We start from the raw sequence: 24,987 nt of genomic DNA on the forward strand, positions 1-24,987 counted from the left end.
GCGGGGGCGGTCACGGCGGAGCCTTCCGGACGGCCGGGTGCCGGCGTCCGGGGCCGGTCCTCGGCGGGGTAGCAGAAGTCGTCGTCCAGGGCGCGGATGACGGTGCGCAGGCCGGTGTCCGACAGTGATGCCGCATAGCTCCGGCACTCCGCGAGGGTGCCGGCGGCCAGCGGGAACTCGGCATGGTGCAGCGAGGTGAAGATCACCTCGAAGGCCTGCGGGAAGTCCATGCCGGGCAGGGCGGCCATCACAGCGGCGACCAGGTTGTCGAAGGAGAGCTGGTTGGGCGAGCGGGTGACGCAGACGGCGTGGTCCCGCGGCCCGTCCGCGCGGTGCGGCGCCTCGTACAGGCGGGGGTAGGTGGGGCGCCAGACGCAGGAGGACGGGTCGCGCCACATCGGCTCGACGACCGCGCGCAGCGCCTCGGGATCGCGCCAGCGCGGGGGCAGCAGGATCCCGGGCGGGTAGGCCTGCCAGACGTCCTCGTAGTCCCCGAAGTCGGTACCGGCCAGCAGGGCCCGGCAGTCCGGGCAGCGCTGCCCGAAGACGGAGAGCTGGAGCGCGAACTCCTCCCAGTGGTCCGGGGTGTGGACCACATTGGCCCACACCCCGAGGCGGTAGGCGGCGCGCGCCTTGCGCTTGACGGCGGCGGCCCTCTCCACGGTGTCGTCGCCACCGCGGACGACGATCACCTCCATGGGCTGGTGCGCGTACCAGAGATCGAGGGTGAGGTGCTCCAGCGGGTTCTCGCTGCGCCGCATGTCGGCGAAGGCTCTGCGGATGTCGTCCTCGTCCAACAGGATCCGGTGGTGGCACAGGACGGTCAGTCCGGCGTCCCGCACCGTGTCGAGGATGAACGGCTGGAGGCGGCGCGACACCCCGTCCGGCTTGATCAGGAGCAGGGAGTGCTGGCTCTCCGACTGGCGTCCCAACTGCTTCCCCTCTACGTTCGCATGGTTCTCACGGTGAGATTGACACAGGATTACAAGGCTAGTCAATAACTGTAGTCAAGTTACCGTCCGGTGGATTGCGCGGTCCTGTTCAGGCCGGGGTGGCGGACAGTCTCCCTGTTCGGGGGTCTGCTGTGGACCGGCTCAAACTCCGGGAGCCTCACGTGTGTTGGGGTACGTATGGTCGTCGTCGCGGCCCGCTCGCAAGATTATTGACAAGAGCACTTGACGAGCCAGTCAAGATCATGGTCATATCGCTTCACCGGCAAGGAACCGAATGCCTTGCGGTATCTCAACACCTATGAAGGAGAGTCATCATGACCCGTAACCACGCTGTTGGTCTGCGCCCCCGTCTCGACAAGATCAAGGTCCGCACGGGCAAGTAAGCAGGCCGAGCGCCGGGCTGTCGCCGGACCCCGTACCGGCGGCAGCCCGGCCGCCGCATTCCCAGGCCCTGACGGCCCCCGCCCGCACCGCGCAGCGACGGAGACCTCCCCCGTGACCGAACAGCTCCTGATGCAGAACGTTCCCGTACTGGTGGACCACACCCCCGGCAGTCGCACCACCACCGTGTGCGTCGCCCTCGGATCGGGTGCCCGGCACGATCCCGAGGGAGTCGCCGGCGCCACGCACATGCTCGAACACCTCGTCATGTCGGTCCCGCTGGACGGCGGCCCGTCGCTGAGCGAGCGCATCGAGCGGCTCGGCGGCAACTGCAACGCCCTCACCAGCCCCGAACTCCTGGTGATCCACGCCCAGGTGCTCAACGAGGACGCGCCGGAGGTCATCGGCTGGATCGGCACATCCCTGCTCCGCCCCGAGCTGACCGCCGCCCACCTGGACCGGGAGCGCCAGGTCGTCCTCCAGGAACTGAGCGCTGCGGCCTCCGACCCCTCCGACGCGGTGCAGGACGCCTTCCTGGCCCGGCTGTTCGCCGGCCACCCGCTCGGATCGCCGGTCGGCGGCGACCCCGAGAGCATCGCGCGCATCACGGTGGACGGCATGCGCGAGGCCCATCGCCAGGTTCTGGCCGGCGCACCGGTCGCGGTGAGCGCCGTCGGCGGACTGCCCGCCGAGGAGCTGCTCGCCGCCCTCGACAAGGCGGGCCTCGGCATCCTCCCGGCCGCGGCGCCGCTCGGCGCGCGCCCGCCGCAGACCCCGCCCCCGGTCCGCGCCGGGCTCCCGGAGCGCTGGCCCGACGAGTTCTGCTGGCTGATGGCCGGCAGCCGGGCGCCGCGCCACGGCGATCCGCGCCGGCACGCCTACACCGTGCTGGGGCATCTGATGGGATCCAGCCCCGCGTCCCTGCTCTATGCGCGCATCCGCAATGACGAGGCGCTCGCCTACTCCTTCCAGTCCTGGTCCCGCAGCTACAGCGACACCGGTGCCTGGCGGTTCCTGGCCGGCTCCGAACCCGCCAACGCCCCTCGCCTCCTGGACTCCTTCCGCTCGCTGCTGGCCGAGGTCGCCTCCGGCGGGCCCGGCGAGGAGCCCTTCTCGGCAGCCGTCCGGCAGGCCGTGGTGGAGGTCGTGCTGCGCGCCGAGTCCCAGCAGGAAGCAGCCATCGGGCTCGCCGCCGACCAGGCGCTGGCGGCCGATGTCACCCTGCCCGAGCAGGAGATCGAGGCCATCGGCCGGGTCACTGCGGACGAGGTCGCCGCCGCGGCGGCCGAGGTGGCGCGCGAACTGGTCGCCGTGGTGCGGCCCGAGGCGGACTGACCCCATGGCCGCGAACCCCGGCGCCGTCCCGGCGCCCAGCAGCGCCCCGCGGCCCAGTGCCGCTGCGGCGGCCGGCGCCGCCCTGACCGCCTGCGACGACTATCTGGCCGCCGCCGACGAGGCGGGTCTGCTCCACCGGATCGACGGTCTGGTGTACGTGGCCGGCGAGTACCACGAGCCGCTCACCGGAGTCGACCAGTGCCTGGTGGAGTACGCCGACCCGCGCCTGCTCCGCGCAGCGCCGGCCTTCCTCGCAGCGCTCTTCGCCCGCTTCCCGGAGTGCACCGAGGCGATCGTCCGGGTGGCCGGCGCCGATGACCCGCATCCGGCACTCACCCCTCGTCTGAGCTATCTGTCGCTGCCCGTCGAGGCGGGGCGCGCCCCGCAGGGCGCGGAGACCCCCGGGCTGACGGTCGCCCTGGACGAGGCCCGCGAGCATGATGCCGCCGTCCACGACTGGCTGCGCCGGGCCATGGTCACCGCCGCCGCCGACCGCGGCCTGACCACCCGTCCGGAGGCGGTGCGCGCCGCCGTGGACGCCCTGCTGGACTCTCCCGGCCGGCGCACCTTCGTGGTGTACGCCGACGGCCGCGACCAGCCGGCCGGTCACGCCACCCTCTGCGTCGACGCCCATGACGACCCCAGCGGAACGGACTTCGTGGAACTCGTCGACATCCTCATCGACGATCCCCTGCTCCGGTCCGCCGCTGTCACGGCCTTGGTGCAGGCCTCCGCCCGCCTGGCGGACGGCCTCGGGCTGCCCCTCGTGGGCAATGTCTGCCACGGCCTCGACGAGGCCGGGCGCAGCGGAGTCGTGGCCGCGGCCCTGGAGGCCCGCGGCTGGCGCCGCACCCATCAGTACCGCCACGGGTCCCGCCCGGGGACCGAGGACGCAGGCGCATCCCAGGACCAGGAAGAGACTCCGTGAACCCACCGACCCGTTCCACCTTCCCCCTCAGCCTCGACCTGCTGTACGAGCTGCTGGAGGTCGAGCGCGACCTCGCTCCCCGCCATCTGCTGCGGCGGGCGCGGCAGGAGGGCGCCGTCGTGTCGACCCTGGTGCTCTCCCTGGCCGAGCGCGAGGGCGTGGCCCTGGGCGAGGGCTCCCGCGGTGAGCTGGCCCGGATGACCCGGCGGTCCGACCTCTACCAGGAGCTGGACGCGGCGGTCCGCGCGGTGCCCGGGGCGCGCACCGTCAAGGGCCCCTCCCTGGCCCGCTACTACCCGGCGGGTCTGCTGCGGGCGATCGGCGACCTCGATGTCGTCGTCCCCGACGAGGCGACGCTGTGGCGGGTGCTGGGCGAGGTGCTCGACCGCCGGGAGGCGGGCGAAGCCCTGATGACGGAGCTGTGCGAGGGCGGCCGGCGGGATCTGCTGGTCTCGGTGTGGTGGCTCGGCGAGGATCCGATGCTCGACCTCGACCGCGGGGTGGAGGTGACCACCTTCGCCTATGGCGGACTGCCCGAGCAGGCTGTGCCGCTCCGGCCCGAGCTGCCCGCCGAGCAGGTGTACGCCGATGTGCTGGCGGTGGCGGAGGAGCGCTTCCAGCGCGACTTCACCCTCAAGGACGTACTGGACCTGGTCTGCGTCCTCACCTCGCCCGCGGCCCCCGTCCCGGCCGCCCTGGCCCGTGCCGCCGCCGACTACGCGCTGGCGCCGGAGCTGGAGGAGCTGTGCGGCAAGGCCATCGGCCACCCGGCCCTGGCTTCCGCAATCCCGGCGGAGCTGCTGGACGGGCTGCGTGAGCCCGCCCGCCTCGAACGCGCCCGCCGGGACGCCCTCGGCCCCGCCGCCCAGGAGCCGCGCCGCTACGGCTTCCAGCTCACCGAACCGCTGCGGCGCGGCACCGGAGACGCGGTGGAGGACCACGACTTTGGCGGGGTGCTGCTCCGCCGCACCCCGGTGGCCGACTTCCTGCTGGTCACCGGTGAACTCGTCGACCCCGCCGACCATGAGGCGGCGGTGGCCGCGCTGTCCGCGCTCGCCCCGTGGCCCAAGCGTCCGGCCCCGGCCACCGCCCCCGCCCCGGCGCCGTCCCCGCAGGCACCCCGGGACACGGCGCCGGAAGTGATGCAGGACGCGTCGTACGACGCGGCGCACGCTGCCGCGAAGGGTGCGGCGGCCGGTCGTTCCCTCCGTGCCGGAAGCGGGAGCTGAGCCATGGCGATCGTTGAAGTACAGGAGCTCGGCCGGGTGTTCACCCCCCGCCGAGGTGCCGAGGTCACCGCGCTGGACGGGGTGACCTTCAGCATCGGGGAGGGCGAGGTGCTCGGTCTGCTCGGCCCGAACGGCGCCGGCAAGACCACCCTCTCCCGCATCCTGACCACCCTGCTGCTGCCCACCTGCGGCACCGCCCGGATCGGCGGCCATGACGTGGTGCGGCAGTCCAAGGAGGTCCGCCGCCTGATCGGCCTGGTCCTGGGTGGCGACCGGGGCCTCTACGGACGACTGACGGCACGTCAGAACCTGCTGTACTGGGGGGCCCTCCAGGGCCTCGGCGGCAGGACCGCCCGGCAGCGCACCGATGAGATGCTGGAGCGCTTCGGGCTCGGCGCCCGCGCCGATGACCGTGTCGAGCTCTTCTCCCGCGGCATGGTGCAGCGTGTCCACCTCGCCCGGGCCCTGCTGAGCCGCCCCCCGCTGCTGATCATGGACGAGCCCACCAACGGCATGGATCCGCACGCCGGAGCCGGCTTCCGGCAGCTCGTCCACGACCTGAAGGAAGCGGGCTGCACGGTCGTCCTGACCACCCATGACATGCAGGAGGCCCAGGACGTCTGCACCCGCATCGCCCTCATCGACCACGGCCGCATCCTGCACATGGGTGCCGCCGGGGAACTGCTGGCCCGGATCGGCGCACCGCGCACCATCCGTGCCGAGGGCGTCTGTGCGGAGGCCGCCGCCCGGATCGCGGAACTGCCCGGCACCGTCGAGGTGACCGAGCAGGGCAGTCTCACCGCCCGGCTCGACGGCGCGGAGGCCCAGTCCGCGGCGCTGGCCGTGCTGGTGCAGGCGCAGGCCACCGAGATCGCGGTGGCGCCGCCCGGGCTCACCGAGCTGTACCGCACGGTCATCACCGACCGGGAGTTCGCGCTCTGATGCTCCACTTCGTGCGCGCCCAGGCGCAGATGCTGATCCGTTCACCCCAGCTCTTCGCCACGCTGCTGGTGATCCCGTTCTACTCGCTGGTCTTCTTCCACTTCCTGAAGAGCCACCACCACGGCGGGCTGGCCACCACCACCGCGATCACCGCCTTCCTGATGGGCGCCTGGTCCCACGCGGTGTTCGTGGCCTCGCAGACGGTGGACGACGACCGGGCCCAGGGCACCCTGAGCCTCTCCCTGCTGACCCCTTCCCGCTATCTGCTCGCGCTGGCGATGCGGACCCTGCTGACCGCCTCGCTCGCACTGCCGGTGCTCGGGGAGATGTTCCTCGTCGGCCGCTGGGTGTTCGGGCTGCCGATCCGGGTGGACCGGCCGGGGCTCACCCTGCTGGTCGCAGCGCTGGTGACGGCCGGGGTGGCGGCCACCGCGCTGCTGATGAGCGGTCTGATGATCCTGGTCCGCGCCGCCCGCAGCCTGCAGAACGCCCTGACCTACCCCTTCTATCTGCTGGGCGGGCTGATCCTGCCGGTCGCGACGCTCCCCGGGCCGCTGCGGTGGATCGCCCGGGGCTTCTTCCTCTCCTGGGGGGCGCAACTGCTGAGGGACGCCGCCGCCGGCCCGGTGCCCGATCTGGGCGTCCGGCTGACCGTGCTGTGCGTCCTGGTCGGCCTCCAGGCAGCCGTCGGGCTGTGGGCCGTCCGGCGGGTGCTGTCCTTCGTACGCACCGGACGGGTGGTTCTCCATGACTGAGTTCGCTACCGAACGCATCTGCGGTCGCCTGCCCGGCGGCGGCCTCGCCCCGGATCCGGTCCCCGCGCAGCGCCCGTCGCCCCTCGCCCGGGTGCGCGTCGCCGCACGCCAGGTCGCCTATGGCGCGCTGGCCAGCTATCGGGACTACCGCGCGATGTTCACGCTGCGGACCTGGCTGTTCGGCTGGACCGTGCGCCTGATCTGCCAGGTGCTGTTCTTCGCCGGCCTGGGCCGGCTGGTGGGCTCTCCCTCCGCCGAGGCCTATCTCGCGTTCGGCAACGCCGCGGTCCTCGGGCCGCTGGGCTCGCTGGGCGTGGTCTCCTCCACCGTCGGCGAACGGGTCTCCGGCACCTTGCAGTTCCTGCTGCTCAGTCGGGGCAGCACCTTCCTGGTGCTGGCCTCGCGGGGGCTGCACTGGATGGCGGACGGTCTGCTGACCTCGACCATCGCGCTCTGCGTGGTCTCGCCGCTGCTGGGGGTGCCGCTGCACTGGGCGGCGTTGCCGGTGATCCTCGCCGTGCTCTGTCTCAGCACGGTCTCCTGCTACTGCCTGGCCCTGTGCATGACCAGCATCAGCGTGCGCAGGCCCGGCTCCCGGATGTATCTGACCGCCGGCACCACGATCGCGCTGATGCTGCTCGCCGGGGTCAGCACGCCGGTGCCCGAGTCCGGTGCCACGGGTCTGCTGGCCCGGATCCTGCCGCTCACCCACGGTCTGTCGGCGGCGCGGACGCTGGCCGCAGGCGGCGTGCTCGACCTGGGCGCGGTGGCCGGTGAGGCCGCCGTCGCGGCGGGCTGGGGGCTGCTGGCCTGGCTGCTGCTGACCAGGGCGCTGCGGCACACCGTCCGCACCGGATCGCTCTCGCTGCGCTGAGCGCGCTCCCCAGGGAGGGACACATGAGTTACGCGTTCGAGGCGTTGCCCCGCGGGTTCAGCGATCTGGTGGGCGAGGAGGCAGCCCAAGGGGTGTGGGCCGAGTCGATGTTCCGGTCGGTGACGCGCAGCTTCGGCTTCGCGCCCGTCACGGTGGCGCCGGTCGGGTACGCGGAGACCTTCGAGCGGTTCGGCTCCGCGGCCACCGGACGCATCTTCACCTTCGAGGATCTCTCCGGGCGGCGGCTCGCCCTGACCGCGGACTCGCTGGTGGCTGTGTTGCGGGCGCTGGCCGGGGCGGGGCGGCTGACGAGCGGCGGCAGCGCCCTCGGCGCCGCCTGCGTGCCCATCGCACGGTATCGCCGCAAGCGGCACCGGGGCTGGAGCCAGGCAGTCGCGGTCATCTGCAACGAGACCGACGAACTCGCCGCCGATCTCACCCTGTTGCGACTCTGGGCCGCGCTCTTCGAGATGCTGGGCCCCGCCGCCGGGGGCAGGCTGGAGTACTGCGACTACGGGGTGCTCGACGCGATCGCCGCCGACGAGGGCCTGAGCCCGGCCGCCGCCCGTGCCGCGCTCCACCTCCGTCGCCGTGGCCTGGCGCAGCCGCCCGGGGAGCCGCCGCGAGGCGGGGAGGCGGCGCGAGGCGGCGAGGCCGCGCGCGGTTCCGGGGTGGTTCGGGACGCGCAGGGTGGCCAAGCCGGCGAGAACGCTTGCGCGGAGAAGGGTGTGGCGCGCACCGCCGGGGAGCCGGGGGGCGCCGAAGAGCCCGGCGAAGCCGAAGGTATCGGCGACGTCGAGCGCTTCAAGGGCATCGAGGCCGGGGACGCCGAAAGCATCCAGGAGGCCGGGGGACCGGGGAGCAGCGCCGGGGAGCCGCAGGGCACCGAGCGCGCCGGGTCCGGGTACCTCGGGGAACCCGGGGAACCCGGGGATCTTGCCGGGGTACGGGATGCAGACCTGGCTCCGCCGTCACACGAACGCTTCCTGCGGCGCCTGGACCGTCTCTCCCTGCTCTGCCGTGGACTGCCGCTCGAGGAGGCCCCGGATCGGGTGGCGGCGGCGGAGCCGGTGGCCGCGGAGCGGATGGCCCATCTGCGGACCGTGCTGACGATCGCCCATGAGCTGGGTGTCCGTGTGGAATTCGGCCTGGACTGGGAGCACGCGCCGGAGTACCAGGCCGGGTTGTGCTTCCTGGCTCGCACCGGGGACGGCCGGACACTGGGGGACGGCGGCGGCTATCACCACATGGTGCGCACCCTGGACATCGGGCTGAGCAGGTGCTGGAGCACCAGCGCCTCGGTCAATCTGCTGGCCGAGCTGGGACCGGTGCCTGAGGCGGAGTGCGTGCATCTGATGCGCATGCCCTCCGCCGACCTGCGCACCTTCATGGCCGCCGCCCGGCGGCTCCGCGGAGCCGGGTACGACGTACTGGAGTACTGGCGGCCCCGGCGGCTCGGGCGCCAGCTCCGCCGGGTACCGGCCCGGCCCAGCCAGTGGTTCGCGCTGGTGGGGGAGCAGGAGGCCGCCACCGGGCGGCTGACCTTGCAGAACGCGGCCGCCACCGGGATCACCAGAAACGTGGCGCTGGCCGCGGTGCCACAGGCGGCTGACCGCTCACCTGCACCCCGCCGCGACGATGCGGGCGAGGAGACCGTCGTGGCGGCCGGCCGCCGAACCTGACGGCTCCCGGCCTCAGGCCCTGACAGTGCCCGGTCCTTGGTAAACCCCTTTCCCCTTCAATTCTGGACCTCGATTCCAGATGTACACGTGCACCACCATCCCCATGTTTGTGACTGAAATATTGACTTGTTTGTAAATGTGTCCATATCATTCAGTCAATTAGACTCGATGCAAGGGAGTAGGCCGATGAATCCCTCGACACCCCCCCGCCCGCTTCTGGCGGCGCTTCAGGACCGGACAGAGTCCGTCACGGTGTGGGGGGCGGGCTTCATCGGTCTCTCCGCCGCGTGCGCACTGGCCGAGGCGGGCTTCTCCTGCGCGGTGCTCGACATCGACGAACACCGGGTTCGCGAGATCAACGCCGGGGTGGTGCCGCTGCCGGGCTTCGAGGACGTCATCCCTCTCGCCGACGCCCGGTCCGGCGGACGGCTGCGGGCAGCGACCCCCGATGACACCGCAGCGGTCGCCGCCCGGGTGCATCTGGTCTGCGTCAACACCGACCGGGACGGCCGGCCGGTGACCGGGCCGCTGACCACGGTGCTGACCGCGATCGGCCGGGCCCGCACCGGCGGCGAGACCCTGATCGCCCTGGAGAGCACGGTCAGCCTGCGCTGGCTCGACGAACTGGTGCCCGCCGCGCTCGACGCGGACCCCACGACCGAGGCGTCACTCCATCTGGTGGCCGCACCCCGCCGTGACTGGATGCTCTCCCCCGACATGAACCTGCGGAGCCTGCCCCGGGTGCTGGGCACCGCCCGCCCGGAATCCCTGCCGGTGGCCCGGGAGTTGTACGACGCGATCAGCGATGTCGTCCATCCCGCGCCGGACTGGCGGCACGCCGGGCTGACCAAGCCGGTGGAAAACCTCTACCGCTACCTGGATCTGGTGCTGACCAACCAACTCGCGGAGGCATACCCGGGCCTGGACGTGCCCGAAGTGCTGCGGCTGGCCGGCACCAAGTGGAACGTGCCCACCTTCCACCCTTCCATCGGCATCGGCGGCTACTGCATCCCGCTCAGCCCCCGGTTCGCCGTCGACGGGGTGGACGAGGACACCGTGCTGCCCCTGGTCACCTCGGCGATGTCCTGGGACGGCGACCACCCGGCCCGGGTCGCGGAATCGATCCTTCGGATCGCTGACGGCCCCATCGGCATCCTCGGCCTCAGCTATGCGCCCAATGCCAGGATCGTCGAAGGCTCGCCCGCCCGGCGTATCGCCGAGCACCTGCTCGCCCGCGGCGCCGATGTGCTGCTGCACGACCCCTATTTCACCCCCGAGGAGATCACCGCCCTCACCGGCGCCCGGCCGCTGCGCTGGCCGGACGACCTGGGCAGCCTCGGCACACTGATCGCCGCCACCCCGCACGCCCTCTACGGCGACCTGCCCAGCCGCCTCGCCGGGCTGCAGAACCCGCCGACGGTGGTGGACAACCTCGGCGGCTACGGCGCCGCGCTGCGCGACACCGCCGTCCGCTACGCGGAATGGGGCACCCCCGCCACACGGCCCTGAGCCGCGCCCCGGCCCTGAGCCCCCCGCGGGCACCACGCCGCCCGCACCGCCCGGCGTCCGTACGACCCCGCGCTCACCCCTCACCCACTGCGCACACCAGCACCAAGGAGACCTCATGAAAGCCGTTGTCACAGGCGGAAGCGGATTCCTCGGCAGCACCATCGCCTGCCGTCTGATCGAGCAGGGCCACGACGTCACCGTCCTGGACCTGGTGCCCATCGGCACCAAAGGCCTGCGTCCTGACGCCCGCTTCGTGCAGGGCGACGTCCGTGACTCCGACGTGCTGATGAAGACGTTTCAGGGCGCCGAGGAGGTCTACCACCTGGCAGGCGTTCTCGGCACCTCCGAACTTCAGGAGACCCCGCAGGAAGCCATCGACGTCAACATAGGCGGCACGGTCAAGGTCTTCGAGGCCGCCGGCACCTGCGGAGTGCCCCGGGTCTTCTACCCCGGCAAGCCCAACGTCTGGCTGAACACCTACACCATCACCAAAGCGGCGGCGGAGTCCTTCGCCCAGATGGCCAACGCTTCCGGGCCCAGCCGCATCTGCTCCCTGCGCTACTACAACGCCTACGGCCCCGGCCAGGCCCTGCTCCCCATCCGCAAGATCGTCCCCGCTTTCGCCGCACAGGCCATGCGGGGCCTGCCGATCCAGGTGTTCGGCGACGGCGAGCAGATCGTGGACATGGTCTACTCCCATGACCTCGCCGACATGACCATCCGCTTCACCCGCACCGAGCGCACCGATGTGATCCCGGACTGTGGCAGCGGGGTGAGCGTCAGCGTCAACGAGGTGGCCACCGCGGTCAATGAGTACTTCGGTAACTCCGCGGGCATCCAGCACCTGCCGATGCGCCCCGGCGAGGTGCCGCGCACCGTCCTCACCGCCGACATGACCGAGCTGCGTGATGTGCTCGGCGACCCGCGGCTGAGCGACTACACCACCTCCCTGGCGCAGACCCTGGACTGGTATGCCCAACTGCCCGCCGAGTTGATCGACAAGACGGTGGCCTTCTACGGATGGCAGGTGTGAGCGCCCCCGCCCCCGGGACCGCATGGGGAGCCGGGCACCGCCCGGTCAGCGTGCTGGTGGTGGTCGCCCACCCCGACGACGCGGAGATCGCCGCCGGCGGCACCATCGCCCACCTGACCGCGCGCGGGGTCCGGGTGGTCACCGCCGTCCTCTCGCTGCCGGAGTCCGGTGCGGGGGCCGAGCGGCGCACCCGGTACACCGAGCAGGCGGCCGCGGCTCTCGGCTATGAGCTGCGCTGGCCGACCGGCGGCGAGAACCGGCAGGTCGTCGACATCGGGGAGATCGCCCTGGTGGCCGCGGTGGACCAGCTGATCGCCGAGGTCGCCCCCCGGGCGGTGCTCACGCACTGGAGCGGCGACGGCCACGCGGACCACCGCCTCGCCGCCCGGGCGGCCGCCGCCGCGACCCGCACGTGCCGTGTCGACCTCTACGGGATGCGGCCGGGCGAGACCCGTACCCCGGCGTTCTCCCGCTTCGCCCCGCAGGTGTTCGTGGACATCACCGCGCATTCCGCGGCCAAGCGGCGCGCCCTGGAACCGTTCGGCACCGCCCGGCCCGGCTTCCGCCCCGTCGACCTGGCGGCGGTGGATGCCGCGGACCGCTTCTACGGAAGCCTGAGCGGAACCGACCGCGCGGAGGGCTTCGTGGTGGAGCGGGCCCATGGGCTCGGGGGGCTGCCCGGCGCCGACTGAACCGGACGGCCCGCCCGTCCCGGAGCGGCCCGTCGGCGCCCCGCACCCGGTGGCCGACCCGGACGGCGCCGGGCCTGACATGGGCACGGCCTGGCCCGACCTGGCCTTGACCGAGTATATTCACTGCATATTCACTCGGTGTGTCGTGCCGTCAGTCATAATTAGGGGAAGCCATCATGGCGGAATCGCAGGCTCTGGGGTCACGGATTCGCCGGCTGCGCCGCGCAGCGGGCCTGTCGCAGATGGACCTGGCCGGCGAGAACCTCTCCCCGAGCTATATCTCGTTGCTGGAGGCGGGCAAGCGGACCCCTTCCCCGGAAGTCCTGGAGCAGATCGCCGGCCGGCTCGGCTGCGACCCCGGGCATCTGCTGGAACTGCTGGCACCCGAACGGCAGAACACCCTCCAGACGGAACTGCGCTACGCGGAGATCAGCCTGCGCAACGGCGACCCGAAGACCGCCCTGGACACCTACACCACGGTCCGCGACAAGGCCGCCGCGGCAGGGCAGGACGACGTCCGGCTGACCGCCGAGTACGGCGTGGCCCAGGCCCTGGAGCACGACGGCCGACTGGAGGAGGCCGCCGACCGCTACCAGGTACTGCTGGACCAGGCCGGCCACGGACCGTCCCCGATCCCGCGGCTCGCGGTGGCGGTGGCACTGTGCCGCTGCTACCGCGAGACGGGCGATCTGGCCCATGCGATCGACCTGGCCACCGCCACCCTGGAGGAGGCCCGCCGACTCCGGCTCACCCCGACCGTGCTGGGCGTCGAGCTGCTGGCCACGCTCGTCGGACTGCACTGCGAGCGTGGTGATCTCCACCGCGCGGCCGCCCTGGCCCGGACCGCCATCGAGGAGGCGGAGGAGATCGACGACCGCAAGGCCCTGGGCGCCGCCTACTGGAACGCCGGGGTGGTGGCGCACCGCAACGGCGCCTCCGCCGACGCCCTGCTGCTGCTGGAACGCGCCTTGGCCATCTACTCCGAGGGCGACGACGCCCGGGCGCTGTCCCGGCTGCGCAACGCCTATGCATCGGTGCTGATGCAGTCGGAGTCCGGCGACATCGCGGAGGCCAAGTCACAGCTGGAGCGCAGCGCCGAGACCCTGGCCGACCACGGCAGCACCGTGGACATGGCGTACTGCGAGACCGCGCTGGCCCGTGCCTGCCTGCTGGAGGCCGACCCCCGTCAGGCCGAGCAGCACGCCCGGCGGGCACTGGAACTGCTGGGCACCGGCCACCGGCTGGAGACCGCACGCACCCTCCTGGTGCTGGCGGGCGCCCAACTGCAACTCGGCGACGCCGCGGCGGCCGAGGCCGGCTGCGAGCGGGCCGCGCTGCTGCTGGAGGCCTCCGAGGCGGACCGGCAGGCGGCTTCCGCCTGGAACGACCTCGGGGAACTGCTGGAGCGCTCCGGGCACACCGAGCGGGCCCTGTGGGCCTACCGCCAGAGTCTGCGCTGCCTCGGCCAGCGCAGCAGCCTGCTCCCGGCCGCAGGCGAACCAGCCGCTGCCGAAACCGCCGCCACCGGACCATCTGCCACCCGAGCGGCCGCCACCGAGCCCGCCGCCGGGCCCGCCGATCACCGGCGATCTGTGCGGCCGTAGATCGGATGCTGAGTCCGTGTTGATCGTCGGCGCCTAACGTCGGAGGAGACAGCGCAGGGAAGCGGCGGTCGCCCTTTCCCGGCACCGCTCACCGGCTCCTCCCCTCGACGAAAGCAGACGCTCCGCATGACGCACGCCTCCAGCCGTCCCGCCGGTGTCCACAGGCCCGGCGAGGCCGTCGCCGGCCCGTTCCACCACCGTCTCGTCCGGGCGGTCGTACCGGCCCTGCTGCTGGCGGTGCTCCCCGCCCAACTCGCCATGGTGCCGACACCGGAGCGCCGCGCCGTGGTGACCGGGATCGAAAGCATCTCGCCGGCCCGGGACATCCCCCTGTGCTGTTGACGGAACCCCGTCAACAGCCATGCACCACCCGCTCAACCAACCATCGGCAGACCACCGGTGGTGAGAGTCAAGGAGGACCACCCCATGTCGAAGCTGCCTCGTGCCTGTGCGGCACTCGGCCTGACGCTGCTCGCCGCGAGCGCCCTGGGCGCTGCCGGCTCCGCCTCCGCCGGCTTGGCGCACACCCGCACACCGATGGGCAAGCACATCGTCATCCAGGCCGCGGTCAACAACACCGGATCCGAGTACCACCCGCCGGGCGCGAAGATGTGAGCCACGGCTGACAGGCGGCCGTCCGGCGGCGCGGGCATCCCCGCGCCCCGGGCGGCCGTTGCCCTGTGCTGCCAGGGTTGCGGCGCGGGTCCCGCACGCCGGCCGTTCGCCCGGCATGCGGGGCTCCTGGAACGCTCCGCCCGGGTGGGCGTTCGTCACCGCCCGTCCCCCGGGTGGACCAGAGCGGCCGCCCACCAGCCGCCCCGTCCCGCAACGGCGCTGTCAGCCCAGCCCGACCAGCAGCTTCGACACATCGGCCGCATCGGGCAGCCCGAGGTGGGTGAAGACACCGCGGGCCTGCTCCAGATGGTCCCTGGCCCGGCTCGTCTCCCCCAGATCGGCCAGCGCCCGCCCCATGACGACCAGGGCCTGCGCCCGGTCCCGCTCGGAGCACGCCTCCTCGCAGCGGGCGATCGCCGCGGCCGCGTGCTCCACGGCCTCCCGCTCCCTCCCGGTGCTGCGCAAGGTCTCCGCCAGCCGGTAGAGCACCTGCGCCTCCCGCTCCCGCAGTCCGGCCGTCCGGCACACCACCAGAGCCTCGCCGTAGCGGGCCACCGCCTCCTCGTAGCGGCCCAGTTCGTGCAGGGCCAGGGCCAGCACATACAGGGCGTAGGCCGCACCGACGTTGTCATCCAGTTCGCGCATCAGCGCCAGCGCGGACTCGCAGGACGGGATGGCCTCCTCCGGCCGCCCGCTGCGCACCTGGGCCAGCGCCGCATTGACGGTCGTCGCAGCCGCACCGGAGCGGTGGCCCAGGGTGTGCGCCAGGGCGATCGCCTCGTCGTAGCAGGCCGCCGCCTCCTCGAAGCGGCGCAGGAACTGCGCCACCAGGCCGCGGTCGTTGAGGGCCTGGCGGAGGGCGTAGATGTCTCCCGCGGCACGGGCCGCCTCGATGGCCAGACCGGCGTGCCGCCCCGCGTCGGCGACCCTGCCCGCGCGCAGTGCGATGCCCCCGCAGAGCATCCGTGCCCGCCCGATGATCCTCCGGCAGCCGGTCAGTTCCGCGGTCTCGGTGAGCGCCAGAGCCACCGGGGTCAGACGGTCGTACCAGCCGGCGTGGGTGAACGGGCTGACCGCGAGCAGCAGGTCCACCGCGCTGCCGAGCCGGTCCTCCGCCGCCTCCGGCAGACGCAGGGTGACGGCGCTGAGCGCGGCGGCGACCAAGCCGTCGATCTCGGCCACCACCCATGCACGGGCGGCGTGCACATCGTGGAACTTCAGCCCGGCCGATCTCAGCGGGCCGAACGCGTCCGCCACCGGGTCTCCGGGGACCGCGTACGGGAACGCGCTGGCGGCCGTTGCCAGCAGGAAGTCCAGCAGCCTGCCTAGGGCCGCTGCCGCCTCCTGGGGGTCGTGCGCCTCCGCACGCTGCCGGGCGAAGACCCGCACAAGATCGTGGTAGCCGTAGCGGCCGGGTTTGGTGGACTCCAGCATGGCGGCATCGGTCAGCGATTCCAGCAGAGCCTCCGCCGTGAGTTCGTCGACACCGATCGCGGCAGCCGCCGCCGGTACCCCGATGTCGGCCGCACCGGCCAGGGCGACCAGTTGGAACGCCCGCGCCTGGGCGACGGTGAGCTGCTGGTAGCCGAGTTCGAAGGCGGCGTCGATGGCAAGCGCGCCGATCCGCAGCTCGGCGATGCGCCGCTGCTCGTCCGCCAAGCGCGCGGTCAGCGTCGCCACCGTCCAGGCGGGCCGGGCCGACAGCCGGGTGGCCACGATCCGCACCGCGAGCGGCAGATGACCGCAGGCCCCGACCAGCTTCAGGGCGTCCTCCTGCTGCGCTGCCAGCCGTTCGCGGCCGATGATCGAGCCGAGCAGGGCCAGCGCCTCGTCGGTGCGGAACGGCTCCAGCAGCAGCTGGGCCGTCAACGGCAGGTCGAACATGGGCGATCTGCTGGTGAGGATGACGGCGCAGCTGGACGATCCGGGGATCAGCTCCCGGACCTGGGCGGCATCCCGGGCGTTGTCCAGGACGATCAGCAGCCGCCGCCCGTCGACCAGCGACCGGAAGAGCCGGCAGCGGTTTTCGATGCCATCGGGCACCTGGTCCTCGGGCACGCCCAGCGCGGCCAGGAATCCGGACAGCACGAAGCCCGGTTCCGCCGGGTCGGTTCCGTTGCCCCGCAGATCGGCGTGGAGCTGGCCGTCGGGGTAGTGGTCGCGGGCCCGATGGGCGATGTGCAGGGCGAGGCAGGTCTTACCGACGCCCCCCATCCCGGCGACGGCCAGCACGACCGGCGTCCGGCGCACCGGTGCGGTGAGCAGCGCATGCCAGGTGTCGACCTGCTCGGTCCGGCCGACGAAGTCCGGTGAATCATAGGGGAGTTGGGCGGGCACCGGCGACGGCGCGGGCACCGTTGCCGTCCTCTGCGCCTCCGCCGAAGGCGGCCGCTCCGGCTGGCCGGCCTCCGTGTCGTCCCGCCCCGGCGCGCAGGGGCCGGGGGAGCCTTCGGTGCCCCTTTCCGACGGCGCCGCCGACCGCACCGGGTCGGGCCCGGCCAGCGCGGGGTCACCGGCGAGGATCCGCCGGTGCACCTCGGCCAGTTCCGGACCGGGCTCAATGCCCTGCTGCTCGATGAGCAGGTCGCGCACCCGGCTGAACACCGCGAGGGCATCGGCCTGACGGCCCGCCCCGTAGAGCGCGCGCATCAGCAGGCCGTAAGGGCGTTCCCGCAGCGGGTACGCGTCGGTCAGCTCGACCAGATCCGGTACGGCCGAGCGGTGGTGCCCCAGGGTCAGGGCGAGCTCGAAGCGCTCTTCGAGCAGGGCCAGCCGCAACTCCTCCAGCCGGGCGCGCTGCCGCTCCGCGAACGGGCCGGGCACCCCGGCCAGCGGCTCCCCCTGCCAGAGGTTCAGGGCCTCCGCCAGTAACTGCCCGGCCTGCGGCACCCGGTCGTCGGCCGCGGCGCGCGCGGCCTCGGCGGCCAACTGCTCGGCCCGGCACAGATCCAGCGCCCCCTCGGACACGGCCAGCCGGTAGCCGTCGCCGGCCAGTTCCAGGACGGTCGGCGCGGCGGCCTCCGGCTCCAGCAGCTTCCGCAGCCGCCAGACATAGGTGCGGATGGTGGTCACCGCCCGGGTCGGCGACGCGTCCGCCCAGAGCGCATCGACGATCTGCGCCATGGAGACGGGCTTGTTGGCGCGAAGCAGCAGAAGGGACAGCAACGCCTGCTGCTGCGGTGGTCCCACGCGCAGCTCGACGTCGCCCCGGTAGGCGCGGACCGTGCCGAGTACCTCGAAACGGAATCCTTCTGCCATCCTGTGCCTCCAATCGTCCGTAGATGCGGTCTAAGACGGAATCCACCAGGTCGTGGATCCACTTCTTGGCGCTTCCGTGAGCGGTTCACCGGACGACTCCCGCCTCCTGCGGCAGGCCGCCGATGCTGCCCAGAAGGATCACTTGGCAGGCCGCGCCGGCGCATGCGGTCACGAAGCGCCCCGATGGCCCAGGGCACGGACTGGGCCTCGCCGAAGCGGACGGCCGGGTAGCACTGGAGGTAGCAGGTCCTGGGCTGCCTTGCCCGCTACGGACTTTGACGCGTTCGCGTCGCCGGTACGGCAGTAGGGTGAAACGGTGACCCCCTTACCGGAAGACTCGCTGCCACTGATCGGCGAAGACGACCGCGACACGGCCGTGCGGCGCCTGCAGGAGGCGTACGCCGAAGGGCACATTTCCCACGAGGAGTTGGACGAACGCCTTCACCAGGTGCTCGCCGCCAAGTCGCACGGCGAGCTCGTGTCGGCTCTGGCCTTGCTCCCAAAGGAGAATGCGGGCACAACGCTGACGATTGCCGCCGCCGGCGGACGGATCAAGCGGCGCGGCGTATGGCGGGTACCTCGGAGCCTCAAGGTCGAGTCCGCATTCGGAAGGGTGCATCTGGATCTGTCCCGGGCGGTCATCGAGCATGCGGTGGTCGACATCGAGCTGCAACTCGGCACCGGCAGGGCCAGGATCACGGTGCCTCGCGACGCGATCGTCGACGTCGAGGGTCTGCGCACCGGCTGGAAGGACTTGCTCTACAGGACCCGGCGGCGCTCCCGCCCCGGCGGGCCGAGGATCCGGATCTCCGGGACCATGGGGTTCGGACGGTTGAAGATCCGCCACGCCCGACGTTGAGGTTCCCTCTGGCACCAGGACCGCCTGACCTGCGGAGACATGCCTGCTTTGGGCCTGGCGTCAGAGGGGGGAGTCCGGGGCCGACTGCTTTGCGGGCCTTTTAGTTGTTCATCCGTAAAACACGCGCTATGCGTGTTGATTCTGATGATCATTCTGTGCGAGTCTCGTGACGGCCCGAGGGGTTCGGGCTTCACAACTCGCAGACGGGGGAAGTCTGATGAGCTTCAAGTCCAAGATCGTCAAGGGTGGTATTGCCGCCGCCATGACCGGAGCCGCACTGATGGGCGTCGCCACCTCGGCCAGCGCCAACACGGGTGCCTCCTACATCGGCTCCGGCAAGCCGAACACCGGCGCTGCGGTGTGGTGCGTCCAGCACAACATCAACTACTGGATCGTCAAGTCCGGCTCCGACGCGCCGACCATCGCCGAGGACTCCACCTTCGGGCCCGCCACCCAGGCGGCCATCAAGGAGTTCCAGGGGGAGATGGGGCTGTCGCAGGACGGCGTCGTCGGCCCGAGGACCGGCAACGCGATCATGTCGCACGGCGACCCGTACTACACCGGTTCCAACATGCCCAACGACGCCTGGCACCAGGGGACCAAGTCCGCCTACTGCTACAACTACCTGCCCACCACCTGGTAGTCAGCAGCAGGCGTCTGTTCCGCGACCCTCCGCAGGGCCCCGCTTCGGCGGGGCCCTGTGACGAGGAGCTCTGAAGTTCGCTGTGGCCGCGCGGTCGTGAAGGACACGTCGGCGGAATGTCGCGCTCGTACACAACCCGGCGCACTTGACCAGGCTCGGGAATGCGACGCTGATCCGCATGACCGACAAGAGTGACCCGGCGACTCGGGCCGGGGACATCGCGGAAGCCCTCTTCACCCGCTCCGGCGGCATGGGCGCAGAGCCTGTGCCTGTCCTGACCTACCCCGCCGGAGCGGATCGTCTCGCCCGCCGCCAGGCACTGCGCCCGGTGTACGACGCGATCGTGGCGCGTATCGGCGCACCTACCCTGCTCGGTGGCGCCGTCAAGGGTCCGAGTGTGCGCTGGTGCAGCCCTGAAAGGGTCCTGCTGCTGTCCGGTGACCACACCCACGTCGAGCTGTCGGTGCACGACGCCGATGAGTTCGAACGTGACGAATGGCAGACCTTCGATCGGACCCACCCCGGGCGCAACGGGCAGACATTCGACGCGCTGCCCTACATATGGCAGCTCGACCGTAAGGGTCCTGGACTCGCTCCGTCGTGGACGTACAACGGGGTGATCGTCGCCGGTAGCTGGGATCATGCGATCACGGGTCTTGAGCTGATGCTCGCCGCGTGGGTGGAGCAGTATCCCGTCCAGGCCCCGGGGGACTGGATCGGCTTCTGTTTGTGGACCGCCCGAGACTGGGGCCGGGACATGATCGTGTCGTACACACCGGCCGACCACGGGCGTGAGCTGGCCGTTTGCGTCCATGACCGGGGCACCGAACAGACCGAGGAGCGGCAGGCGCAGATGCGCGAGCGTGGATGGCGCATCCAAGAGGACCACCAGTGGCGTACCGAGTTGCCGGAAACGGACCCTGACGCGCCACGGCTGATCGCCGAGCTCACCATCGCCGAATGCCGCGCTCGCAAGGCCACCTGCCCGGACGAGCTGAGGGCACACGACATCAGCGCGGGCGACGACGGCGAGCTGTGGCTCACCGGCCTGGGCCTGCCGACGCACCCCTCCCGCGGCGAGCACTATTGATCCCGGGCCCACCGCCCCGACGCACCGTCGGCGACGGCCGGGCCAGGCACCCACCGCGCGATGGCACGCCGTCGTCGTCGCGGCCCTTGCCGACGGCTGCAGAGAGGCACAAGGCCGACCGCGTTTCCGTGACGGCTGCGGCTTCAGGAGGATGCGTGCTCTGAGCAGGGCGAAGGAGGCGCGGCCGTACAGCTGCAGCCGCATGGGGCAGGACGATCGGGGGTGCGCTCCGCGACAGACCGGATCTTCGGTGAAGCCGGCAGCATGGCCGGACCGGCGGCACCTCAGCGGTTATCCCGCCGGTCCAGCACAATGCGCGCTCCGCTCAGCCCACCGTCAGTGTGCACTTGTCCTCTGCTGTGGCCGAACCAGCGCGGTCAGCCACGTGGAGGGTGACTGTAGTGGTCCGGGTGTGCGAGCGAGGGGAGCCAGAAGGGCGAGGACCCGAGTTCACGACCTCATGGGTGGACCACGCCCCTGTCGCGTCGGCTTTCCGGTTCACGTCGCCAGTGGTGGCAGTGTCACCCAGACCGTACGGACCCTTGCCCGTGGCCTTGTCCGGTCCGTACTCGTCGACGGTGCCGATCCGTGTTGTCAGCGTCGCACCGGGGGCGTGCCCGATGCTGCCTGCGGTGTACTCCACCTGCCAGGTGCCGCGCGAGCCGCCCACGGCTTCCGCAACCCCACCAACCAACGCCTACGCACACGCTGCGTCACCACCCGCCGGGCCCGAGGCCACCTCCACCCCGCCTGAATTCGAAGACTCCGCAAACCTTGCCGCCGGATTTTGTCGTTCGAGGCCCGGCGGCAAGGTATGCGTTTGGGAATCTCTCCGGCGTTCGTCGCTATGCGCGGACGGAGTGCACCGTCGTGTCGCGCGTATTGCGGCTAGATGTTTGATCCGCCGCCGGAGGTGTTGTTCCACCAGGCGCTGTAGGCGTTCAGCGAGTACCGCTTCTGTACGCCGCTGGTCGAGGTGATCTCGATGCCGAACTGCATCGCGTCGAAGTTGGTGTTGCGCAGGAGGTTCTGCGACGCGGCCCATCGCCAGACCGCCGAGGCGTCGATGCTGCCGGTGTTGCTCTGCTGGGCGGGGATGAGCTGCAGGACGTTCCAGCCGGGATCGACCTGCCAGACCGACGCGTACAGGACGCCGCCGATGGTCACGTTGGACGCGATCTGCCTTCCCCAGCCGCCTGCCGTCCCGGACCATCTGGTGAAGACCATGATCTCGTCCTGGTTGCCGGCCGACCAGATGTCGCTCGTCCAGTTCCAGTGGTCACTGCCGGCGACGGGAGCCGACGACGTGTTGTACCAGAAGCCCGCCGAGTTCAACTGCGACAGCGGCGTCTGGGGCCGGACCGAGGTGTTCGGGTAGGACTTGATCCCGCCGCCGGAGTGGTTGGCATCGACGTACCAGGACTTGATGCTGTCGACGGTCTGGCACTGCGTGCCGTGGTTGTCGCCCCAGACGTTGTTGTAGATCGTCCAGGTGCCCTGGGTGTACTGACCCCACTGGTCGCAGGTGGAGTACACCTGGGCCTGCGCCGGAGACGCGATGCTCAGGAACCCGGCGATCACGGCGACGATCAGGGCCAGTCGACCTAACCCGGCCGACTTGCTGCTGATGGATTTAAGGGCTTGCCATCTCATGTGTCCCTCCAAGGACGGCGATGGGTTGTTCCGGACCCCCCCGGTCTGGTGGCGGACTCTGGCGCCGCGAGGTGTCGCTCGCCGGCGAGTCCGGGCTCGGGACGGCGCGGCTCAGCCCCGTCCGAGGTGCTTGCGCAGTTGGCCGATTTGATCGGCTCGATGGCCGGCCCTGGGCGAAGTGGTTCCTTCCACTGCTCGCAGTTGGAGTGCCAGACGCAGGTGCGAAGTATCGAAGCGCTTGCGTCTGTGGAAAGTAATAATGATGGGGCGTCTGAACAGCAAGGCCCTGCGCAGGAAGACACATTTCTTTCACCTGCGGACAGCACTGTCGAAGCGCATCGAATAGCATCGGCCGCGCCCGCCACCTGGCCTTCACGGAACCGCTACTGGCCCTGGTGGATGTGGCGGAAGGTGCCGGGGCAGGTGCCGATGTGACGGGTGAAGAACTTCCCGAAGTTGGTGGGGCCGGGAAAACTCAGACAGCGGCAAGCCTCGACAGGTCTGCCAGGTCCGCGCCGTCGCCCTCCCAACGCCAACGACCCTGCACGCGCCGAACCGGGAACAGGCCGTACGCGGGGCCGGCGCCGCCCGCGCCGATGCGGAGCAGGAAGGTCCGGTACTCCTCCGGCAACCGCACGCCTGTCTGAGCCTCGAGTTCGGCAAGCTCGCCCTGGGTGAGCGGGTCCTCCACGACCCACTCGTGCCCCAATGCCCCGAAAACCCTGCTGCCTTCAGGCCCCGCACCAGCCGCCTCAACCCGCTGACGTAGGTCCGCCCACCACTGATCTGTCATGCGCAGACCGTACGTGCCACCACCGACACCCGGGGCCCCTGCCACCGCGTGAACTGCCCGGCGCCCCACATGCCTCGGCGGTCTGGTCCGGAACGGCGGGCAACCCATGGGCAGCATCGACATCGGGCACCCCCTGCGACCGCACGGCACAGCAGCGGCTCGCAAGGACCATCCTCCTCTCAACACGCAGATTCCTACCGGGAGATGGGCAACAGAGTCCCCTGTTATGGTGCGCCTGTGTCATCGATCAAGCAGTTCCAAGTCACCTTCGACTGCGCGGAACCCGAGCGCGTCGCTCGCTTTTGGTGCGAGGTGTTGGGGTACGTCGTATCGCCGCCACCGGCGGGGTTCGCCACGTGGGACGATTTCGACCGCTCGCGGCCGCCTGAGGATCAGGGTTCATGGTTCGCCTGCAGTGATCCCTCAGGTGTAGGCCCGCGACTGTTCTTTCAGCGCGTTCCCGAAGGCAAGGTCGTCAAGAATCGGGTGCATCTTTGCGTGCGGGTCGGCACCGGGCTCGTGGGTGAAGAGCGCCTGGCCACGCTCGAGGCCGAGTGTGCACGACTGGTCCCGCTCGGCGCGGTACGCGTGCGACTCCTGTACGACGGCAACGATTCGTGCATCGTGATGCAGGACATCGAGGGCAACGAGTTCTGTCTCGACTGAGCGTCCCCCGAGCCGGCGAGGAGGGGAGCCGTTGAGCCGAGGCGCGATGGTTGTCACAAAGGCAGCTTGTTGTCACCGGGACCGGTGATGCCTGGTGGTGGCCTCTGGGCAGACGTGTCCTGTCGCACTGAGCCTGTCGGATTCTCACTGCTTCTCGTTAGTGCTGTCAGGGTTCTCATTGCGTCGCACGCTGAGCAACGACGTTTGCCCCGTACACAGCGGACTGCGGACCGGCTTTGCTCTTGGACCAGATCAGTCGGCGACCGTGTGATCAGAGCAGGGCTCGGATGGCGTCCCGCTGCTCTGGCAGGCCGACTTCCCCGAGCCAGCGGAATTTGTTGCCAATGTTCCCCCAGCAGTTGTCATTGGCGGTGACGGCTTGCAGAAGCTCTCGTTGCGCGGCCGACAGTGACAGGCCGGGGCTGTAGCCGGTGGGGAAGGCTTTGACGAGCAGCGGACCCCAGTCGCGGTCGACGGTGAAGTCGCTGGCGAGCGGTATCAGGGCCATGGCCGCCGGAGCCAGGTCTTCGAAGGCATCGACGCGGTCAAGGACGGCCTGCAGGAGGGTGAAGCGGAGCCAGCCGTCGAATTGAGGGAGTGGGTCGGGGAACCAGTGGTCTGCCTCGACCGGGTTTTGCAGGGCTTCGAGCAGGACGGCGGTGGCGCGTGGCATGTGCGCGCATCTGCTGGCCAGAGCGGCGCAGGTGCGCACGGCTGGATCAGGATCGTTGAGGAGGCCGGTGGTGTCCTGGCCCCAGGCGCCCATCACCAGAACTGTGGAGGAGCGTTCTCGGCGGCTGCCGTCCGCTGCGAGAACGCTACGCAGGCGGTGTGCGGCGCGGGGAACGAGCTCGGCGAGGCCGGGTGCCTTCAGAAGCAGGGTGACCGCTCCGAGGGCTGCCTCTCGGGTGTCCGGATGCGGATCGTCGAGGAACGGTTCGACCGCGTCGTAGAGCTCGCGTCGGATACTCCGGCATGCGTGGATCGGTTCGAGCTCGTCTTCGTCCTCGCCGTCGTACTCATCCCCGTACTCGTCCTGGCTGCCGGGAACCTCGCCGTAGGAGGCCGAGTCGGCGATCTGGCCGAGCCAGTCGAGTAGTGCGGCCCGTAGGGGTCGGGTCCGGTCGTCCCAGGGGAAGAAGCTCTCGTGCTCGGCCAAAGTCTGGCGGTGGGTCAGGATCGCTGCGACGAACAGTGCGGCCGGCGGGGTGGAGCTGTACAGGGATCCTTGATGCAGCACGGACATATCGAGCATTCCCAGTGCCTCGGCCTGCACCTCGGGATCCTCGTCCAGGAGTTGGCACAGGTACGGCGGGGTGTCCTCGGCGCTCCCATATGCATGCTGCAGGGCGCCCCATTCAGTTGCCATGAGCAGCTCTCTGGCCGTCGAAGGCAGTCCAGACCAGATGGGCGCGCCACGTTCCTCGTCTCGATTCGTCACATGCACACCCTGCCGAACAGCACTGACAACCGGTTGCACCGGGGTATCGGGG

The 24,987-nt window shown here is 71.0% G+C and carries 21 protein-coding genes and 1 pseudogene; 17 read left to right on the forward strand and 5 right to left on the reverse strand.

Going from position 1 to position 24,987, the window contains the following annotated elements:
• Positions 1-932, reverse strand: a 932-nt coding sequence (locus tag AQI88_RS26390) for a nucleoside-diphosphate kinase (RefSeq protein WP_159050398.1), incomplete at its 3' end; no start/stop codon positions are given.
• Positions 933-1,448: 516 nt separating this feature from the next.
• Between AQI88_RS26390 and AQI88_RS26395 the strand changes: the two genes are divergently transcribed.
• The 13 genes from AQI88_RS26395 to AQI88_RS26455 all read left to right on the forward strand — a co-directional run bounded on the left by AQI88_RS26395 (position 1,449) and on the right by AQI88_RS26455 (position 14,532).
• Entirely contained in the window at positions 1,449-2,669 is a 1,221-nt protein-coding gene (locus AQI88_RS26395; protein ID WP_067003812.1) for a M16 family metallopeptidase, read from the forward strand.
• Between the two features lie 4 nt (positions 2,670-2,673).
• Positions 2,674-3,597: a hypothetical protein gene (locus AQI88_RS26400; protein ID WP_067003814.1), complete on the forward strand. Its 924-nt coding sequence runs from the start codon at positions 2,674-2,676 to the stop codon at positions 3,595-3,597.
• Positions 3,594-4,826 (forward strand): hypothetical protein, encoded by a 1,233-nt coding sequence (locus tag AQI88_RS26405; RefSeq protein WP_067003816.1) that lies wholly within the window; start codon positions 3,594-3,596, stop codon positions 4,824-4,826. The genes AQI88_RS26400 and AQI88_RS26405 overlap by 4 nt, the downstream gene beginning before the upstream one ends.
• Before the next feature lie 3 nt (positions 4,827-4,829).
• Positions 4,830-5,768, forward strand: coding sequence for an ABC transporter ATP-binding protein (locus AQI88_RS26410; RefSeq protein ID WP_067003819.1), 939 nt, complete (start codon positions 4,830-4,832; stop codon positions 5,766-5,768).
• The gene (locus tag AQI88_RS26415) at positions 5,768-6,523 is read left to right on the forward strand and encodes an ABC transporter permease (RefSeq protein WP_067003821.1); all 756 of its coding nucleotides are present in this window, start codon (positions 5,768-5,770) and stop codon (positions 6,521-6,523) included. Before AQI88_RS26410 ends, AQI88_RS26415 begins: the two co-directional genes overlap by 1 nt.
• Positions 6,516-7,397, forward strand: a complete 882-nt coding sequence (locus tag AQI88_RS26420; protein ID WP_067003823.1) for an ABC transporter permease — start codon at positions 6,516-6,518, stop codon at positions 7,395-7,397. The genes AQI88_RS26415 and AQI88_RS26420 overlap by 8 nt, the downstream gene beginning before the upstream one ends.
• A 23-nt stretch (positions 7,398-7,420) precedes the next feature.
• Positions 7,421-9,079: an ATP phosphoribosyltransferase regulatory subunit gene (locus AQI88_RS26425; protein WP_067003825.1), complete on the forward strand. Its 1,659-nt coding sequence runs from the start codon at positions 7,421-7,423 to the stop codon at positions 9,077-9,079.
• Positions 9,080-9,265: 186 nt separating this feature from the next.
• A complete protein-coding gene (locus tag AQI88_RS26430) occupies positions 9,266-10,588 on the forward strand; it encodes a UDP binding domain-containing protein (protein ID WP_067003827.1) in 1,323 nt (440 codons plus the stop codon).
• 115 nt (positions 10,589-10,703) lie between these two features.
• Complete coding sequence (locus AQI88_RS26435) at positions 10,704-11,621, forward strand: NAD-dependent epimerase/dehydratase family protein (RefSeq protein WP_067003829.1); 918 nt, start codon at positions 10,704-10,706, stop codon at positions 11,619-11,621.
• Positions 11,609-12,313: a PIG-L deacetylase family protein gene (locus AQI88_RS26440; RefSeq protein WP_244184319.1), complete on the forward strand. Its 705-nt coding sequence runs from the start codon at positions 11,609-11,611 to the stop codon at positions 12,311-12,313. Before AQI88_RS26435 ends, AQI88_RS26440 begins: the two co-directional genes overlap by 13 nt.
• Before the next feature lie 176 nt (positions 12,314-12,489).
• Positions 12,490-13,917: a helix-turn-helix domain-containing protein gene (locus AQI88_RS26445; RefSeq protein WP_067003831.1), complete on the forward strand. Its 1,428-nt coding sequence runs from the start codon at positions 12,490-12,492 to the stop codon at positions 13,915-13,917.
• Positions 13,918-14,043: 126 nt separating this feature from the next.
• On the forward strand, positions 14,044-14,259 hold the full coding sequence (locus tag AQI88_RS26450) for a hypothetical protein (RefSeq protein ID WP_067003833.1): 216 nt from the start codon (positions 14,044-14,046) through the stop codon (positions 14,257-14,259).
• Positions 14,260-14,343: 84 nt separating this feature from the next.
• Positions 14,344-14,532: a hypothetical protein gene (locus AQI88_RS26455; protein ID WP_067003835.1), complete on the forward strand. Its 189-nt coding sequence runs from the start codon at positions 14,344-14,346 to the stop codon at positions 14,530-14,532.
• A 222-nt stretch (positions 14,533-14,754) separates the two neighbouring features.
• On the opposite strand, the gene AQI88_RS26460 is transcribed toward AQI88_RS26455, so the two are convergent.
• Entirely contained in the window at positions 14,755-17,790 is a 3,036-nt protein-coding gene (locus AQI88_RS26460; protein WP_067003837.1) for an AfsR/SARP family transcriptional regulator, read from the reverse strand.
• A gap of 316 nt (positions 17,791-18,106) precedes the next feature.
• Between AQI88_RS26460 and AQI88_RS26465 the strand changes: the two genes are divergently transcribed.
• From AQI88_RS26465 to AQI88_RS26475, 3 genes are all read left to right on the forward strand, one after another.
• Complete coding sequence (locus AQI88_RS26465) at positions 18,107-18,649, forward strand: DUF1707 SHOCT-like domain-containing protein (protein WP_067003839.1); 543 nt, start codon at positions 18,107-18,109, stop codon at positions 18,647-18,649.
• 217 nt (positions 18,650-18,866) lie between these two features.
• Entirely contained in the window at positions 18,867-19,292 is a 426-nt protein-coding gene (locus tag AQI88_RS26470) for a peptidoglycan-binding domain-containing protein (protein WP_067003841.1), read from the forward strand.
• A gap of 178 nt (positions 19,293-19,470) precedes the next feature.
• Positions 19,471-20,382 (forward strand): hypothetical protein, encoded by a 912-nt coding sequence (locus AQI88_RS26475; RefSeq protein ID WP_079057809.1) that lies wholly within the window; start codon positions 19,471-19,473, stop codon positions 20,380-20,382.
• Between the two features lie 888 nt (positions 20,383-21,270).
• Here the strand turns inward: AQI88_RS26475 and AQI88_RS26480 are convergent.
• Complete coding sequence (locus tag AQI88_RS26480; protein WP_159050399.1) at positions 21,271-22,035, reverse strand: glycoside hydrolase family 12 protein; 765 nt, start codon at positions 22,033-22,035, stop codon at positions 21,271-21,273.
• A 484-nt stretch (positions 22,036-22,519) separates the two neighbouring features.
• Positions 22,520-22,828 (reverse strand): annotated as a pseudogene (locus AQI88_RS26485) (SMI1/KNR4 family protein); the annotation flags it as partial.
• Between the two features lie 237 nt (positions 22,829-23,065).
• Between AQI88_RS26485 and AQI88_RS26490 the strand changes: the two are divergent.
• Positions 23,066-23,494, forward strand: coding sequence for a VOC family protein (locus tag AQI88_RS26490; protein WP_067003847.1), 429 nt, complete (start codon positions 23,066-23,068; stop codon positions 23,492-23,494).
• A 271-nt stretch (positions 23,495-23,765) separates the two neighbouring features.
• Here AQI88_RS26490 and AQI88_RS26495 read toward each other — a convergent pair.
• The coding region (locus tag AQI88_RS26495) for a HEAT repeat domain-containing protein (RefSeq protein WP_341849524.1) at positions 23,766-24,987 on the reverse strand (1,222 nt) is incomplete at its 5' end.

This window comes from Streptomyces cellostaticus (assembly GCF_001513965.1).
GTDB lineage: Bacteria > Actinomycetota > Actinomycetes > Streptomycetales > Streptomycetaceae > Streptomyces > Streptomyces cellostaticus.